Source organism: Pedobacter terrestris, from assembly GCF_052343045.1.
Classification (GTDB): domain Bacteria; phylum Bacteroidota; class Bacteroidia; order Sphingobacteriales; family Sphingobacteriaceae; genus Pedobacter.
Map to the genome: position 1 here is coordinate 1,625,949 of NZ_CP180264.1, position 17,569 is coordinate 1,643,517.

The 17,569-nt window shown below is 37.8% G+C and carries 15 protein-coding genes; 8 read left to right on the forward strand and 7 right to left on the reverse strand.

Annotation, left to right across the window (positions count from 1 at the left end; translation table 11 throughout):
* Positions 1-58: 58 nt before the first annotated feature.
* From ACJVDH_RS06985 to ACJVDH_RS07000, 4 genes are all read left to right on the forward strand, one after another.
* A complete protein-coding gene (locus ACJVDH_RS06985; RefSeq protein ID WP_443946843.1) occupies positions 59-1,432 on the forward strand; it encodes a dicarboxylate/amino acid:cation symporter in 1,374 nt (457 codons plus the stop codon).
* A gap of 35 nt (positions 1,433-1,467) precedes the next feature.
* Entirely contained in the window at positions 1,468-1,968 is a 501-nt protein-coding gene (locus ACJVDH_RS06990) for a hypothetical protein (RefSeq protein ID WP_443946844.1), read from the forward strand.
* A 103-nt stretch (positions 1,969-2,071) separates the two neighbouring features.
* Positions 2,072-2,434 carry a BlaI/MecI/CopY family transcriptional regulator gene (locus tag ACJVDH_RS06995; protein WP_443946845.1) on the forward strand — a complete coding sequence of 121 codons (363 nt, stop codon included), beginning with the start codon at positions 2,072-2,074 and terminating at the stop codon, positions 2,432-2,434.
* An 8-nt stretch (positions 2,435-2,442) separates the two neighbouring features.
* Positions 2,443-3,846 carry a M56 family metallopeptidase gene (locus ACJVDH_RS07000; protein WP_443946846.1) on the forward strand — a complete coding sequence of 468 codons (1,404 nt, stop codon included), beginning with the start codon at positions 2,443-2,445 and terminating at the stop codon, positions 3,844-3,846.
* Here the strand turns inward: ACJVDH_RS07000 and ACJVDH_RS07005 are convergent.
* Both ACJVDH_RS07005 and ACJVDH_RS07010 read right to left on the reverse strand, forming a co-directional pair.
* Entirely contained in the window at positions 3,836-6,499 is a 2,664-nt protein-coding gene (locus tag ACJVDH_RS07005; protein WP_443946847.1) for a hypothetical protein, read from the reverse strand. The two genes, ACJVDH_RS07000 and ACJVDH_RS07005, sit on opposite strands and share 11 nt — an antisense overlap.
* 21 nt (positions 6,500-6,520) lie before the next feature.
* Positions 6,521-7,450: a GLPGLI family protein gene (locus ACJVDH_RS07010; RefSeq protein WP_443946848.1), complete on the reverse strand. Its 930-nt coding sequence runs from the start codon at positions 7,448-7,450 to the stop codon at positions 6,521-6,523.
* A 280-nt stretch (positions 7,451-7,730) separates the two neighbouring features.
* On the opposite strand from ACJVDH_RS07010, the gene rplU reads away from it, so the two are divergent.
* The 3 genes from rplU (at position 7,731) to ACJVDH_RS07025 (ending at position 10,220) form a co-directional block, all read left to right on the forward strand.
* Entirely contained in the window at positions 7,731-8,042 is a 312-nt protein-coding gene (gene rplU, locus ACJVDH_RS07015) for a 50S ribosomal protein L21 (RefSeq protein WP_443946849.1), read from the forward strand.
* Between the two features lie 53 nt (positions 8,043-8,095).
* A complete protein-coding gene (rpmA, locus tag ACJVDH_RS07020) occupies positions 8,096-8,509 on the forward strand; it encodes a 50S ribosomal protein L27 (RefSeq protein ID WP_443946850.1) in 414 nt (137 codons plus the stop codon).
* 856 nt (positions 8,510-9,365) lie between these two features.
* Complete coding sequence (locus tag ACJVDH_RS07025; RefSeq protein WP_443946851.1) at positions 9,366-10,220, forward strand: hypothetical protein; 855 nt, start codon at positions 9,366-9,368, stop codon at positions 10,218-10,220.
* Between the two features lie 56 nt (positions 10,221-10,276).
* On the opposite strand, the gene ACJVDH_RS07030 is transcribed toward ACJVDH_RS07025, so the two are convergent.
* The 5 genes from ACJVDH_RS07030 to ACJVDH_RS07050 all read right to left on the reverse strand — a co-directional run bounded on the left by ACJVDH_RS07030 (position 10,277) and on the right by ACJVDH_RS07050 (position 16,953).
* Complete coding sequence (locus tag ACJVDH_RS07030) at positions 10,277-11,242, reverse strand: polyprenyl synthetase family protein (protein ID WP_443946852.1); 966 nt, start codon at positions 11,240-11,242, stop codon at positions 10,277-10,279.
* 42 nt (positions 11,243-11,284) lie between these two features.
* Positions 11,285-13,417, reverse strand: a complete 2,133-nt coding sequence (gene rnr / locus ACJVDH_RS07035) for a ribonuclease R (protein ID WP_443946853.1) — start codon at positions 13,415-13,417, stop codon at positions 11,285-11,287.
* Between the two features lie 85 nt (positions 13,418-13,502).
* Positions 13,503-14,528 carry a sialidase family protein gene (locus ACJVDH_RS07040; RefSeq protein ID WP_443946854.1) on the reverse strand — a complete coding sequence of 342 codons (1,026 nt, stop codon included), beginning with the start codon at positions 14,526-14,528 and terminating at the stop codon, positions 13,503-13,505.
* A gap of 8 nt (positions 14,529-14,536) precedes the next feature.
* Positions 14,537-16,240 carry an ABC transporter ATP-binding protein gene (locus ACJVDH_RS07045; RefSeq protein WP_443946855.1) on the reverse strand — a complete coding sequence of 568 codons (1,704 nt, stop codon included), beginning with the start codon at positions 16,238-16,240 and terminating at the stop codon, positions 14,537-14,539.
* Complete coding sequence (locus ACJVDH_RS07050; RefSeq protein ID WP_443946856.1) at positions 16,240-16,953, reverse strand: 3'-5' exonuclease; 714 nt, start codon at positions 16,951-16,953, stop codon at positions 16,240-16,242. Before ACJVDH_RS07050 ends, ACJVDH_RS07045 begins: the two co-directional genes overlap by 1 nt.
* Positions 16,954-17,020: 67 nt before the next feature.
* Here ACJVDH_RS07050 and ACJVDH_RS07055 point away from each other — a divergent pair, with 67 nt between their 5' ends.
* Positions 17,021-17,527 (forward strand): DUF1579 domain-containing protein, encoded by a 507-nt coding sequence (locus ACJVDH_RS07055; protein WP_443946857.1) that lies wholly within the window; start codon positions 17,021-17,023, stop codon positions 17,525-17,527.
* Positions 17,528-17,569: the final 42 nt, after the last annotated feature.

Below are 17,569 nucleotides of genomic sequence, written 5' to 3' on the forward strand. Positions count from 1 at the left end.
ACACGCATTTAATATCGTAGTTTTACCAAATTAATAAGTCTGCAAACTTTTTTAATTCATGAAGAAAAACAAACTTACACTCTTTATTTTTATCGCTTTATTCGCGGGTATTGCTTTAGGTTATATCTTGAATGTGAACTCGATTGATACGTATAATCAAAAAATACTCACGGCAGATGCCAATGTAAAAAGTATAGAAGTTAGTATTGCCAAACTGAGCGATACAACGTCTGCGCAATTTGCCCAACTCAAAGCAGATCGGAAAGAAAATGCTACAATCAAAAAAGAAAATGAAGATATCCGGGAGAAAAAACTTGAATATTTTACGCTACTGAGCGATATTTTTCTGCGTTTAATTAAAATGATTGTAGCGCCTTTGGTATTTACAACACTGGTAGTTGGTGTTGCAAAAGTTGGCGATATAAAAGCTGTGGGCCGCATCGGCGGGAAAACCCTCGGCTGGTTTATCGCCATGTCTATGATGTCTTTAATTCTTGGGATGATTCTGGTAAACCTTTTTGAACCCGGAAAACACATGAGTTTGCCTTTGCCAGATCATTTAATGAATACGGGAATTCAAAAAGCATCAATGAGTGTGAAAGATTTTATTGCACACGTATTTCCAAAAAGTATTATAGAATCTATGGCTACAAATGAAATTCTTCAAATTGTAGTTTTTGCTTTGTTTTTTGGTGTTGCTACGGCTGCAATCGGGCCAATGGGAGAGGTTGTAGTTAAAGCTTTTGATGCCATTGCACATGTAATTTTAAAAATGACAGGTTATGTAATGAATTTTGCACCGCTGGCCGTTTTTGGTGCGATGACGGCAATCATTGCGAAACAAGGTTTAAATGTGTTGCAAACCTATGCCATTTTTATTGGCGAGTTTTACCTCGGTTTGGGCATTTTATGGTGTACGCTAATTTTTCTCGGTTTCCTGATCCTCAAAAAACGAATTTTCAGGTTGGTAAACGATATGAAAGAACCTGCAATTCTGGCTTTCAGTACGGCGAGTAGCGAAGCTGCGTATCCAAAAACCATGCTGTTATTGGAGCGTTTCGGTTGTAAAGATAAAATTGTCAGTTTTGTGCTTCCATTGGGTTACTCATTCAACCTTGATGGATCAATGATGTATATGACTTTTGCATCTTTATTTATTGCGCAAGCGTATGGCATTCATTTAAGTTTTGAACAACAGATTTCGATGTTGTTAATCCTGATGCTAACCAGTAAAGGAATAGCTGGCGTGCCGCGTGCATCATTAGTCGTTATTGCAGGTACAATTGCCAGTTTCAATATTCCGGAAGCCGGACTTGCATTGCTAATCGGTATAGATCCGTTGTTGGATATGGGCCGCTCTGCAACAAATGTTGTAGGCAATAGCATTGCAACTGCCGTGGTAAGCAAGTGGGAAGGCGAGTTAAAAGATTAAAACATTCAATCATTCAAAAAATCAATAATTAAATCGTGTCAAGTAGAGGAAAAAAAATATTTTTAGCGCTCACTATAGTAGTTCCTTTTATCATTTACTGCTATTTCTATTACAAACCGATTTTGCAAAATGCACCTTTTCGTAAAGACGATTTTGTGTCTATGCAATTTAAGTGGGGAACAAAAGATACTTTGGAGAATCAGTACGATTCAACAACAGGTCATTATCAATATGTAAACAGCCAGGATTCTGTAATCCATAAGAAAATGTTTTTAAAAAGTGATGATGTATTGTACATGCACAGTAAGGCGAACGAAATTGGCTTATGGAATTTTCCGGATACTATAGGGCGTAAAAGCGCGAAGTCTATGTCTATTCCGCGTTATGATATTACCTTTAATTACAAAAAGAAATCGAAACATGTTGTTGTTTATGGCGATTTTGATGGTAATCCAAAATTGATGGATGCTGCCGTTCAAATGCGTAAAGTAATTCAGGAAACTTTAGATCAGGCCGAAAAAAGACTAGGTAAATAACTGTTTTTCAGGTTTTAAATAAAAAGCTTTATTGTGCAGTAAATCTGTTCAATAAAGCTTTTTGTTTTTAGGAAAATCGTATATTTACGATATTATCGTAGTTATGGAGAAGTTAACATTACAAGAAGAAGAAGCAATGCTTGCCGTTTGGCAACTGGGAAAAGGATTTATAAAAGATTTTATGGATGCGATGCCAGAGCCAAAACCGCCTTATACCACGCTGGCATCGACGATAAAAAATCTGGAGAAAAAAGGTTTTCTAAAAAGTGAGAAACTGGCCAATGCTTATCGTTACAGTCCGAAAGTAAAAGAAACAGAATATAAAAAGCGGTTTATGAGCGGTTTTGTGAATAATTATTTCCAAAACTCCTATAAAGATTTGGTGGCGTTTTTTGCTAAAGACAACAAAATTAGTGCAGAAGAACTTAAAGAGATTATCCATTTAATTGAGAACCCAGAAAAATAAATTGAATTATGCCTCAGCTCTTTTTATTCCTTTTAAAAATAAACCTGGTTTTGGTGTTGTTTGCCTTAACTTATTATTGGTTGCTCAGAAAATTCACATTCTACACACTTAACCGTTTTTTTCTATTACTGGGGACGGTTTTTGCAACGGTTTATCCGTTTATTAATCTTACTGCTTTTATTGGTTCTACTGCACCAGAATCAAAATTGCGCGTTTGGGTACCAAGAGTAAAAGACAATTTAAGTTCGCTGGTTGAAAATCCGATTGCGCAAATGTGGACAATGGCCGAGTATATATTTTATGCGGGTTTGGTATTGATGGGCGCAAGGCTGATGATCCAGTTGATTTCTTTATATCGTGTGCATCAAAAATCGCATGCGGGTACAATCAATCATTTGCCGGTACGCATTTTAAAAGAAAAAATGAGTCCTTTTACGTTTTGGAAAAACATTTACATCAATCCGGAAATCCATGCTAAACAAGAGTTGGGAAATATTTTGGCGCATGAACAAGTACACGTTAAACAATGGCATACTGTAGATATTTTGCTTGCCGAAATTAGTTTGGTGTTTTATTGGTTTAACCCAGGTGTTTGGCTGATGAAGAAAGCCGTGAAAGAAAATCTGGAGTTTATTACCGATCATGAAATATTATCAAAAGGAATAGATCGGAAAGCATATCAATACAGTTTACTCGGTGCCAGCACAGTAGAAACATCTATTGCACTTGTAAATCATTTTAACCTGAGCGATTTGAAAAAACGCATCATGATGATGAATAAACAGCGTTCATCAAGAATTAAATTGCTTTTTTATGCGGTTGTTATTCCGGCTTTGCTGTTGTTTACCTTGGCTTTTACAGTCGATAAAATTGCGGTTAAAACGCAAATTCAAGGCATAACAAAAAAATCAACTTTTGGCACAGCAACAGCGCTTACCGATAAAATGCCTCAAAAAGAAATGGATAGAAATTTTGTGAAAGCAACAAGGCCTGTATTGAAAACCACCAAGAAGCCGGTAAAAAAGCAATTTAACAACATTCAGAAAATCTCATTAGAACTGAATGACACCTTAGCCAAAACGCCAAAAAAGATAACCTTTACCTATTTTGCTTCATTTCGTACCGATGGAAAATCTATTCCAGATTCGGTATTGAATTCTATTGAAGGGAAAGTAAAAAGCATCACCATAAAAAAAGTTGTATCAACAGAATTGTATGGTTCTGTAACGGGCTTTGCGCAGCAGCAACGTAAAGAAGCAGATTCTGTGTTAGTTATTTCCGGTAAGCCAACAATCAAGAGTTATCAGCTTACCGGAGATATAGATGCGAAAGAGATTAAACATGTAGTTATAAAAGGTGTTGGCAGTGCGAAGGTTATACAAATTGAAACCAAAGAACCTTCTAAAAATTAAAAGCTGTTTTTAACAGTACGATTCTTCCCTGAATTTGATACGTACCGCGGGTATATGAATTGCTCGATAAATAGGCCGCCTCATAGGTTTGTATATTGCCAATATTACGCACAGACAATTCTATATCTGTTTTTATTTTCGCAATACGATATTTGACATTGGCGTCTGTAAAAAGAAATTTTAAATCCGGCTGTTCTGCCTGTACCGTGAATAAATGTTCTGCAGAAAGGTTTAAAAATACATTTTGCAACAAAGTAATGGCTAATGTACTTTTTTGCCGCAACTGACCAAAGCTTGTGCTCAAATCGGCATTTTGCAAGGATCTGTTGCTGCTTGCTGTGTAATTTCCATTGTAAGACCAATTGATAAATTTGGAAAACCTGGCTTCAAAACCACCACGAAATGTAAAACTTTCATATTCGAACGGAAGGAGTTGATTGTTCTGCAAATTCTGATTTCTGAAATTACTATAGTTAAAGCCTGCATTAGCTGTGGTATTCAAAGCAAAAATGTACTTGGATGTACTGGCATCGAAAGTTAGATTTTTGCTGCTATTTGGCAGAAATAAAACTGCTCTTTGCTGTATATTGTTGCTTAATGTATAAGCAGAAATGGTATTGATGCTCGTATATTGATAACCCGCCTGGAGGTTAAAGAAAAACATCGTAATGGCTTTTTTGTAATTAAATGCAAGGTTGGCTCCGTGATTTTTACGCTCGCCAAGTGGTGCATTGTTGGCAAAAAGTGATCGGTAATTTCTAAGAATCGTTCCTCGATAAATGTCATCAATATTGCCAAGTGAATTGCTAAAACTGTAGCTTCCTGAAAGATAATTCTCTGGTGAGGTCTGATATTTTAGATTTACACTTGGATTGATGAAGAAACGATCGATTCGCGCTTTCTGCATAAAATTTTGATCTGTATAAGCGATTGAATTGTAACTTATCGGAGCGGCAACGCTGAACTTAAATTTATCATCATTGTATTCAAAAGTTGCATCTGCATAAGCTTTATGTTTATTCCACATCAATTGGTTTTGCGCATTTATGTCTGTCCATTCAATTCTGCCATCTAATTGCTGTTTGTACAATTGGCTTTGCAGGTTTTGGTGTTGGAAACTATAACCTGCACGATAAGTATGCATAAATTTTCCGGCAACAAAAACAGTAGAGGCGTAGCTGTTCTGATACCATGATGGTAAATTTGCAGTTTGGTTTAGCATGGCATATGGAAGGCCGGCATTGATGATGCTGGCATTGAGTCCGGGTTCGATACTGAGTGTTTCTGGTTGATCGCTTTTTTGTACAAAATTATAAACGTTAAGCATATTGCCTCCAATTAATTTCTTGCGGTAATTAAACTCATTAGAAAAATTTAAGTTCTCTTGTTTTAACATTTGGGTGGCATTTGTTCCATTTAAGTTAAAAACCGATTGTGTGGCAACTGGTAGATATTCTGCAAGCAGCGTATTGCTTAGAAATGTAGTCTCGCTGTTGATGTTGTAGCTCAGTTGCGCGCGCAATTTTTGCGGTATAATGCGATTGTTTTGGTTTTCAGCATAACGAATAGTATCTGTTGGCAAATATGTTTCAGAAAGTTTATCGAAAAATTGTCTGCGCGTATCATACAAATATGAAAAGTTCAATTTAAATTGATGGTCTTCATCTAATTTGTACAGATTGTTCAGGTTTATTAATCCGGCATTATTTAATAAAGATCGTTGCTGAGGCAAGTCCGGAACACCAGCGGCGGCGGCCGACAGGAAATTGTCAGGTTTGGAGTTGCCGATGCGGTTGCTGTAACCACTGGCGTTAAAAGATGTCAGATCTAAACCAGGATCATCACCGGTATTATTTCCGCGTATGTTGTTTACAAATTTCTGGTTTTGCCTGAAAAGCATCGCGGTTACATTTCCATCGTATTTTTCGGGCGCTCCCAAACCTAAACGTGCATCGCCCATTAATTTTAGCTTTGCTTTATCTTTCATTACCAAATTTAGAGCTACATCATCGCTCATGTTATTTTTCCTAAGCATTTTTATAGGTTGATCTTTCTCAATTACCTGAATTTTGTCAACTGCGCCCTGTGGAATGCTTTTTGTACCGATATTGTAACGGTCGTCCAGAACATTATCACCATCAATGTAAAAATTAGATATTGCTTTACCATTGTAACTGATCTTGCCGTTTTCAGCCACATCAATTCCGGGCATGCGTTTTAAAACATCGCCAATGCTGCGGTCTTGTTTGTCGGCAAAGTCAGATGTGTTGTAACTTAAAGTATCTCCATTTAGCGAAAGCTTGCGCTGGTTTTTTACGGTTACAGTTGCCAGGTTAATTTCACTTTCTTGCATCATAACCTCCAGCCCGTTTTGAATAGCAGACCAGGCAAATCGTTGTTTGTTAAAGCCAATAATTGCAACTTCAAGCCACAAACTGTCTGCATTTTGTTGTGCGGTAGTATGTATAGAAAAATTGCCTCTGCTGTCGCTTCTGGTAAAAGAAAGCAATTGCCCGTTTTTGTTTTTCAGGTTTATGCTGGCAGATTCCAGTGGTTCTCTAAGTGCATTGAAAACCTTTCCGCTAATTTTTTTCTGGGCATAAGTACCCATAGCCATAATCAGGATTATAGTCAGACTGTATATTTTTTTCACGAAATTTGAGTGGGGTAGAAGTTATTTATCTTGAAGTTCCAGTGGATTATTCTCTACCGATTTTTTGATTGCTGAAGAATTGCCCGATCCAGAAATGCCCTGTGTCACTTTCATTACAATGCCGGTACCGGCAAGCTGGGTTTGCATAAAGCCTTGCGGATCTTTTTGATAGGCCGAATTTAAACGATCGAAATCTTTTGTCGACGTTTTGATTGCATCATCCGGTAATTTAATTTCCTGAGTAGTTGTTACATCTTTTTCCATACCGATGGTTTTAACCATAAGTCCGTTTACGGGAGTGTCTTCTACATTTTTTTCCGGCACAGCCGATGATATTTTTTCGATTCCTTTAAAGGCAAAATGAACATCCTGGCGGTCATCAGACGCGTCGATAATCAATCCTGGCAAACCATTTAATTTCCACGGCCCGGCCTGAAAGGGTAAATCTGCAGCAAACCAGGCAATCCAGTTTCTACCTTTAAATGTTGCAATGGCTTTCTGGCAGGCAATACCAGAAAAGCTCATGGTATCTGGCATAATTTTCCAGTTGATCTGATCTATGGGCGTTTCAATAAAATAATTGTTAATGAGGCGTTCTTTCCTGAAGTATTTTTTTTGGGCATGGAAATAATAATACTCTGTAGAGGTAATCCGTTTACTGCTTTTATTGGAAAGCGAAACATTTGTATTGCCGCCAACCTGGTTCTTTAATTGTTCCTGGAGGGATTTACGCATTTCGCGATCGCGCAAAATTTTATCGTAACTGCTATAAATAGATGAGTTTTTTCCTAAAACCAGAATCATATCTTCTGTAAAAGGATTCTGGCGATCTGTGGTGTCTTTTACATGTGTAAAAGTGTAGCTTACCTGGGCAAGCACTTTATCCGGGCTTTGAGAAAAACTACGCAAAGCGAAAGATGCCATAATGAAGGTGAGTGTTAACGTTTTCATAAATCAAATTATTTTGTTTTCGTAAATCTACGAATAAATCGTAATACTACGAAAATATTTATTTTATAAAATATGGCGAACGTTCTGCTTTTGACCTATTTTGATGAATTGTGGTGAAATTTAGCAGTACATTAAAGACAAAAGGTGCAGATCGAAGACTCATAGTTATAGGCTATAGTATGAGCTGAAAAATATTTATATGATGTACTTGTGAGTTAATTGAATTTGTACTATATTTGCACCTCGTTAAATAAAAATTTAAAAAACAAATATTTAAACAATGTACGCAATAGTAAATATAGCAGGGCAGCAATTTAAAGTTGCTAAAGACCAGCACCTTTTTGTACACAGATTACAGGGAGATGAAGGCGCTAGTATTGAATTTGACAATGTATTGTTGGTTGATAATGCTGGCCAAATTTCTGTAGGTGCTCCTGCAGTTAAAGGTGCTAAAGTTTCGGCTAAGATCGTGTCTCATTTAAAAGGTGATAAAGTTATCATTTTCCACAAAAAACGTAGAAAAGGTTACAAAAAGAAAAATGGTCACCGTCAATCTTTCACTAAGATCCAGATCTCAGACATTACTCTATAATTAATTGTTAACCCAATCATCCGCCTTCTGGCAGATGGTCAAAATATAAAAACATGGCACACAAAAAAGGAGCCGGTAGTTCGAAAAACGGACGTGAATCGCATAGTAAGCGTTTAGGTATTAAGATTTTCGGTGGTCAGGAAGCGATTGCTGGTAACATCTTGGTACGTCAACGTGGTACAAAACACCATCCAGATAAAAACGTTGGTTTAGGAAAAGACCATACTTTATTTGCTTTAATTGATGGTACTGTAGTTTTCAAAAAGAAAGCGGACAACAAATCATATGTTTCTGTTCTTCCTGCTGTTGCTAAAGCAGAAGTTGTAGAAAAAGTAACTAAAGCACCTGCAGCAAAAAAAGAAGCTGTAGCTAAAGAAGTTACTGAAGAAACACCAGTTAAAAAAGCACCTGCTAAAAAAGCAGTAAAGAAAGACGAAGCGACTGAAGAAGCTGCAGCTGCAGAATAATCAAACGTTAAGTTAATTGTAAAAAAACGGCTATTCAAATTGAATAGCCGTTTTTCTTGTTTATGACTTTTGTTCTTGAATTACTTCTTCAATTTAAAATTCTTTCTATCAATAACGTAATCCTGTATAAAAGGCAAAATCCGATCTTGCTTTGTAGTTATCACACTTGTAGATACCTTATGGATTCCACCTTAAACGGCGATAAACTGATAAGGATACTTTTCGATTTTAAGAATATTTAATCAATACTAATCACTATAAGTCCTTCAGAAGTCATTCGATTAAAGTAAAACGAATAGCCAGAACCATCTCTGTTTACGTCGGTAAAGCCGTCTACGAAAAGAAAAAAAAGTGCAGGCTGAGTCTCTCATTTCCATATTTTGTTGAGCATATTACATTCATTCTAAGAGTATCGGCACCATTGATTGCATATACACCGTTGCCTCTATAACGTCTGAATTTAAGGTTGGCTAAGCAGATAGCTTTGTGAATACCGTATCGAGCATAATTAGAAGAATGAGCACACGTGATGTTGTGTTTCCCGATTCAGACACATAGATGTTGGTTACAAAAAAAATATATCCCCGTCTTTTACTAAGCTGCCAGGTCAATCAATGTTCTAGTGCAGACCACGCACGGTGGTTTTTTGAGGGATAAATTAACAATTGTAAATTTTACTGGCGAAGAATTAAGTAGAATTGATTGATTATCCGGTTTTTTTTGCCTTTTATATCTGAAAGTTTTTGTAGTAAGGTCTCGAATGTCTAACATTTTTTTAACATTGTTAAAACTCTAAAATTAACATCATTTAACAAAAATGCGCTGTAGGTTTGCACCCAATAAATTCTACTTTGCTATGAATGTTAAATTATTAGTAACAGCGTTATTTGCAATTTTAAACTTACAATTTTCTGCCAGAGCGCAAGAAATTGAGGAAAATTTGTGGATGGACAAACCCTTTATTGCAGATGGAAATCCAGGTGAATGGGGCGAATTGAGCCAATTTAACTCTGATACCAAACTTGCTTTTGCCTTGGCCAATGACGCGAATCGATTGTATATTGTATTAGAATCTTTGGATCCGGTAACTACGCGTTCTTTTTTAATGGGCGGTGTAACCTTAAACATAAATACCAGCGGTAAGAAAAAGAAGAGTATTAACTTGATTTTTCCATTTCACGCGCGTCTTGGCGGACCGCCACCAGAACCAAGGGATTCTAGCAAAGCCCATCAACCGCCTATAGAAATGGTGAATGATCCGACGATGCTGTCTAAAGCATCAGGATTAAAAATAACCGGACTAAAAAATTTAGCGGATACTGTTTTAACAGATGACAACACAGTGGGCGTTGAGTTTGGAATGGTTGTAAACGGCAATCAGGACTTAGTTTATGAATTGTCTGTTCCCTTAGCACAATTGGGTATTGATGCAACCTATACAAAAGCAATTGCTTATAACATTAAATTAAACACATCCGGGCCGGGCGGCAAGAAACCGAAAGAAGGCGGAGAGCGTAGTGGCGGAAAAGCTCCGGGCGGCGGTATGGGCGGTCGTGGCGGTGGAATGGGTGGCTCCGGAGGCGGAATGGGCGGTGGCGGAGGAAGAAGAATGGGCGGTGGCAAATCACGCGGAGGCGAAAGTGGGCCGGAAGCTGGTTCCAGTACAGCTAAATCTGATTTCTGGATTAAATATAAACTAGTGAAATCTTAACCCCAAAAATAGATCAGTTAAAGCCATTCTCTACAAAGGGAATGGCTTTTTTTTGCCTAATAGTTTCTCTTTAATATTTGTTCTGCAAGTTCAAAAAGATCTTGCTTATGTACTTTCTCCACCTGAATGGCTTCAAGGTTTTTGAAAGCCATGTCTGCATATTTCATCATTTCTTTTTCTGCAACCTGCCTGATGTCCAGACGATCATAAATAGAGGTTACTGCTTTCACTTTCTCATTTGCATCAAATTCAGATTGGTTTATCCAAAATTCGAGTTCAGAGCTTGTATCCATTGAAAGTGCCTTTAGCAAAAGAAAAGTTTTCTTATTGGCGATAATATCTCCGCCAACTTGTTTTCCAAACTTTTCGGGATCGGCATAAACATCCAGAATATCGTCTTGTAGTTGAAATGAAATGCCAATGTTTTCACCAAATTGATAAAGCAAATCGGCATCTTCTGCATTTGCATCTGCAATGATTGCGCCCAGTTTAAGCGCACCGCCAAGCAAAACAGCCGTTTTAAGGCGAATCATGTCTAGGTATTCTTCGATCGTCACATCGTCGCGATCTTCAAATTCCATATCCATTTGTTGCCCTTCACAAACGCCTTGTGCAGTGGCGTTAAAGGTATCTAGCACATCTTTCAGATAAATTGGATTTACTTTAGCCAAATTTTTATTGGCTTCTACCATCATTACATCGCCGCTAAGAATTGCTGTATTTGTGCTCCATTTTTCGTGAACAGTGGCTTTACCACGGCGCAAAGGCGCATTGTCCATAATATCATCATGTACCAGCGTAAAGTTGTGAAAAACTTCTATCGCCATTGCGGCATCTACGGCATTATTTGCGTCTTTGCCAAATAAATCGGTGGCCATTAAAACCAGTAAGGGCCGGATTCTTTTTCCGCCCAGATTGATGATATACGTTATTGGTGAATAAAGTTGCTCAGGGTGATTTGGAAATTTTAGGTTGGTTATTGCGTGGTCTAAAATCTTCTGTAATTCTTCTATTGTATGCATTTAATTCTTCAGTGCTGTAATCGAGCGACAAATATCCTATTTTTAATTTTGAATCAGCGTAAAATCTATCTGACGTTTCGCTAGATCTACTTTTTTGACACGAATCATCACTTCATCGCCCAACTGGTATTTTTTCTTTTTACGTTGGCCAACAATACAGTAATTTTTTTCATCAAGCACATAAAAATCGTCAGAGATATCGCGTAAACGAATCATACCTTCGCATTTATTTTCTTCAATTTCTACATACATTCCCCATTCGGTCACGCCAGAAATAATGCCTTTATACGCTGTGCCGATATTGTTTTCGAGGTATTCTGCTTGCTTGTATTTAATAGAAGCTCTTTCGGCCTCTGCCGCACGTTTTTCCATTGCAGAGGAATGTACAGAAGCAACTTCATAAAATTCTGCATCTGCAGATTTGCCTCCATCAAGATACGTTTGCAGTAAACGGTGTGCCATTACATCAGGATAACGGCGTATTGGCGAGGTAAAGTGCGTATAATATTCAAAAGCCAAACCGTAATGGCTGGTTTTTTTTGTGGTGTAAATGGCTTTCGCCATAGAGCGAATGGCTAAAGAAGTTAAAATGTTTTGTTCTTTCTTACCTTCTACATCATTCATCAGGTAATTGAGCGATTTGGCAATTTCCTTGTCTGATTTGGTGCTGATTTTATAGCCAAAACGAGATGCAAATGTTGCAAACGTGTTTAAACTTTCCATATTTGGAGAATCGTGGACACGATATACAAACGTCAGTTTATTTTTTCCTTTTACTTTTTTTGCCACAAACTCCGCCACTTTTCTATTGGCCAGTAGCATATAATCTTCAATCAGTTTATGCGCATCTTTACGTTCTTTAACATATACGCCAATCGGCTTTCCAGCTTCATCCAGTTTGAATTTTACTTCAGTACTTTCAAAACTGATGGCGCCATTTTTAAATTTTCTATCACGCAGAATATAGGCAAGTTCATTCAGTTTTAAAATTTCTGTTGCATAGTCCCCGCTTTTGTTTTCAATCACTTCCTGGGCTTCTTCATAGCTAAAACGTCTGTCAGAATGAATTACCGTGCGGCCGTACCATTCCGATTCGATATTTGCTTGCTCATCTAATTCAAAAACTGCGGCAAAACAAAGCTTATCCTCATTAGGCCGAAGTGAGCAAACGCCATTACTTAATCGCTCAGGAAGCATCGGTATTACCCGATCTACAAGGTAAACAGATGTAGCTCGGCTATACGCTTCTTTATCCAGTTCAGTTCCCTGAATTACATAATGGGAAACATCGGCAATATGGATTCCGATTTCATGATTTCCGTTAGGTAATCTCTGGTAAGAGATGGCATCATCAAAGTCCTTTGCATCTGCCGGATCTATGGTAAAGGTTAAAATATTTCTAAAATCTCGTCTTTTTGATATTTCTGCATCCGGAATTTCTTCTGGTATTGCATTCGCTTCTTTTTCCACCTGGGCCGGAAATTCAAGAGGGAAACCATATTGCGCCAGTATGGCATTCATTTCTGTGTTGTTCTCGCCTTGGTTGCCCAAAACGTGTTTAACTACACCAATTGGATTTTTCGCACCTTCGGGCCAATCGGCCAATGTAACCAAAACGCGCTGACCATTTTTGGCGCCATGAATATCATCCAGCGGTACAAAAATATCGTGCATCATTTTTTTATCGTCGGCAATAACGAAAGCGAAACGGTCTGATACTTTAATTACACCAGTAAAATCAGATTTTGCCCTTTTAATGATTTCGATGACCTCTCCATCGTTTTTACGGCCACTTTTTTTGGCAAATACATAAGCTTTTACCGTATCGCCGTGTAAAGCATTTTTAAGTTTTCGCGGGGCGATAAAAACATCTTTCTCAAATTCATCTTCCGGAACAATGTAAGCCGAACCATCAGCTGTCATATCTACAGTTCCGACGATGAAATTTTTAAGTTCTTTTAGTTTGTATTTTCCTTTTTCAGGTTCAAGGAAAATACCGGCAGTTTTACCTTCTTTCAGAACATCAAGAATTGTATCTCTAGATTCCTGATCGGTGAGGTTTAATTTTGAAGAAACCTGCTTGTAGTTTAGTGATGCGTTTCCGTTTTTTTCGAAAATATCACTAACCAACTGATTCAGAACTAATTTTATATTTGAGGATTTTCTCTTTGCCATATCTTTTCAGCGAATTTATCGAAGATACAGAAAAGATGTAAAACGCCGGTTTTTTAATCCGGTTTAGGCAATTAAACTGACTCAATTATTGAATGGAAAGTTCTGCATAACGGATTTTCTTTCGCTCCGCGGTATAGCTCAAATGAACATGCCCGTCTGCGCTCTGAATAATGGCCGGATAGCTGTATTCTCCTTTAGGATGATGTTCAAGTGTGTAAATATCTGTCCATTCTTTACCATCTTTGGATATTGCCAACTTCAGTACGGATCTGCCTTCCCACCAGTTTTTACCGGCAGCAAGTGGATTATAAATTAACAGTTGCAGGCCGTTTTGCAAAGTTACGGCATCGCTGCCGGAATTTGGATTGGGCAATTCTGTAGCCGATAATGCAGACCAGGTTTCGCCTTGATCTGTAGACCAGCTTTGCACAATAACATTTTGCCTGCTTCTGCAAAGCAATTGCAATTTTCCGTCTGGATACGTTAATATTGAGGGTTGAATGACTTCAAAAGTATCGCAATTGATATTGATTTTTTTCCAGTTTTTCGCGTTCGCATCGCTTTTTTCAAGATGGATGTTCCAGGTTTTTTCATCCAGACTTTCTGTGCTTGATGGATATAAAATATCGCCATTGGTCAATTGAACAGGTTTGTTTTTGATTGGACCAAGAAAACCTTTGGTTAACGTTTTTGCTTTGGTCCACGTTTTGCCGTCATTTACCGATGTTTTGTAAACCGCCCACCATTCTCTGGGATTTGGTCCAATTTTATAATGCAGGTAAAGTGTTCCGTCTTTTGCTTTAAATAAAACAGGATTCCAGCACGGATATCGAAGACTGTCGTTTACAATGCCATCGGCAATTTGTATTGGCACATTCCACTTACCGTTTTCACGTGTGGCTGTCCAGATGCAAACGTCTTTACTGCCTTCATGTTTGCCGCCAAACCAAGCTGCCATCATTTTTCCTTTTTTTAATTCTACAAGTGTAGAGGCGTGGCAGGCTTCAAATGGTGCCTGTTCAAAAATATAACCAGAGTTGATGATACTGACGTTTTGTGCATTTAGGTTAAAGCTTAAAAAAAATAGGAAGGTAGCGAGGATGATTTTCATGTTTGGTTTTAATGTTTAGGAATGGCATCTATAAGTTTACGTGTATATTCTGCTTTTGGCTGGTTAAAAATATCTTCCGGGTAACCTTCTTCTTCAATTTTACCCTTGTTCATAACCAGAATACGATCAGAAATGTGTTTTACAACGGCCAGATCATGAGAAATAAAAATATAGGTTAAGCCAAATTCTTGCTGCAAATCTTTAAGCAGATTGAGTACTTGTGCCTGTACAGAAACATCGAGTGCAGAAACAGACTCGTCGCAAATGATGAATTTCGGATTTAAGGCCAATGCACGAGCAATCACAATGCGTTGGCGCTGCCCGCCGCTAAATTCATGCGGATATCTGTTAAAATGTTCGGGTTTTAACCCAACTTTTTCGAGCAAATCAATAACTTTTTCTTTACGTTCTTTATCCGTATGGTATAATTTATGTACTTGTAACGGCTCAATAATAGACTGGCCAACACTTAATTTTGGGTTAAGCGAGGCGTAAGGATCTTGGAAAATAATCTGAATATCGCGGCGCAGTTTTCGCATGGCATCGCTTTTAAGGCGGCGAATAGATTTGTCCATAAAAAGAATATCTCCGCTGGTGGGTTCCAATAATCTCAAAATAGTACGACCAAGTGTCGTTTTGCCGCAACCAGATTCGCCTACCAAACCTAAAGTTTCTCCAGGAAAAACGTCAAAAGAAATATCATCAACAGCTTTTACATATTCTTTATTCTTACTGAAGAAACTACTTTTTTGCAAATACCATTTACACAATTTATCAACGCTAAGCAACGGTTTCTGTGCATATAGTTTTTGCCTGCGTTGATGAATTTCTGCTTCTGTAAGTTGGTTGGAGGTTTGGAGATGTGCAGAAGCATCTTCAATTTTCCCAGTAAGAAAATCTGAAACTACCGGAAGGCGTTTCAATTGCAAAAGGGGAGAAGGTCTGCAAGCCAATAAGCCTTTTGTATATGGATGTTTTGGTTGTTCAAAAACATTCCGCGCCTTACCATATTCAACCAATTCACCTTTAAGCATAACAGCAACTTCGTCTGCAATTTGATTGATTACGCCTAAATCATGAGAGATGAAAACCATCGCCATCTGGCGTTCGTTTTTCAACTTTAATAACAACTGTAAAATGGTTTTCTGAACGGTAACATCAAGTGCGGTTGTAGGCTCATCGGCAATTAACAATTTCGGATTGCAACTTAAAGCCATCGCAATCATTACCCTTTGTTTTTGCCCGCCTGATATTTGATGCGGATAACTATCAAATATTTTTTCTGGTCGCGGGAGCTGAACTTCTTTAAAAAGTTCTATAGTCTGTAACCGGGCTTGTTTTTTAGTTGCTTTTTGATGAAGTATAATTGCTTCTGCTACCTGGTTTCCACAACTTAAAACAGGATTTAGGGATGTCATCGGTTCCTGGAAAATCATGGATATTTGATTTCCTCTGAAACTGCGGATTTCGTTTGCACTTAAATCAAGCAAACTGATCTGATCAAATTCGATTTTACCCTTTATTTGGGTCGATTTTTCATCGTGCAAACGCATTATAGAAAAAGATGTAACCGATTTTCCGGAGCCAGATTCGCCTACAATTCCTAAAACCGAACCGGCTTTCACTTCAAAGTTTACATTTTTTACCGCTTTAAACCAGGTTTTGTCTTCTTGATTAAAAAAATCAACTTGTAGATTTTCAACATTTAGCATCAGGATACAATGGTAATATTTTCTGGTGAAATTATGCCCATACCTTTAAACTTTAATAAAACCTGAGCGGTTGTAACTACATCCTTCTGGCAATATATTACGATTCTGTCTAGATTTTTTTCTTCGTAATACACTTGTCTAACCTGACTGCCATCTATATCATCTTTAGGCGTTGGAATATTTAAAATTGTTGCCAGCAAACTCAATGAAGTGTAATGTTTATAATCTCCGAATTTCCAAAGCTCCAATGTATCTACGTGGCTAATTTCCCAGGGTTTTTTGCCTGAAAGATCCAATTGTTTCGGAATATCCAAACCGTTAATCAACAGTCTGCGGCATAGATAAGGAAAATCAAATTCTTTACCATTATGAGCGCAGAAAATAAGACTGGGCGTTTGTTTAGATAATAAAGCAATAAAATGCTTAAGAATAGGCGCTTCATCATCGCCGGCGAAAGACTTAACCCTCAACTTCAGGTCTCCATTTTGATGGTCAAAAATGCCCAGACTAATGCAGATAATTTTTCCAAATTCGGCTAAAATGCCTGCACGTTCATAAAATTCACCAGGCGATTGATCATCTTTTCGCTGAAAATGGGTTTTTTGTTCCCACAATTGCTGAATGTGCGGCGGTACATCATCAAAGTTTGGATATTGTGGCACGGTTTCAATGTCCAATACCATAACTTGGTTGAGATCTAGTGTTTTAAGCATACAACAAGTTAATGATTTTTTTGCGTGTGCAAGGCTGAATGGATTACAATTATGATTAGATTTGGTTATGGCTACGATAAAATTTGACGACTCTTTGGAGAGTGGTGCGCACCGCACGTTACAGATCTTAATTGGTTACTGGCAAGGTACATGCAAAACCTGGTTTGAACCAGATGTGTTGGTTGATGAGGCAAAAATTCAGGCAACGGTGACTTCCTTACTGGGCAAACGCTTTATTTCTATAGATTATGACAGCACTTTGGAGGAAAAACCATTTGAAGGAAAAATGATCGTTGGTTTCGATCTTCCGTACAGCCGTTTTATCATCAGTTGGATGGATAGTTTTCATATGGGCAGCCAGATTATGATGGCAGAAGGTGGCGCAACACAAAACGGTTTTTCTGTTTTAGGTTCTTATGGAAGTCCAGAATATGATAGTGTTTGGGGATGGAGAACAGAACTGAGTATCGTAAGCAACGATGAATTTTTCTTAACTGCTTACAACATTACACCCGAAGGTGAAGAAGCTAAAGCTACTGAAGCACACTACAAACGCGTATCAAATGAAGTTTAATTAGTGTTTAAAATACACTAAGTGTTTTCTGAAAGTCAAACT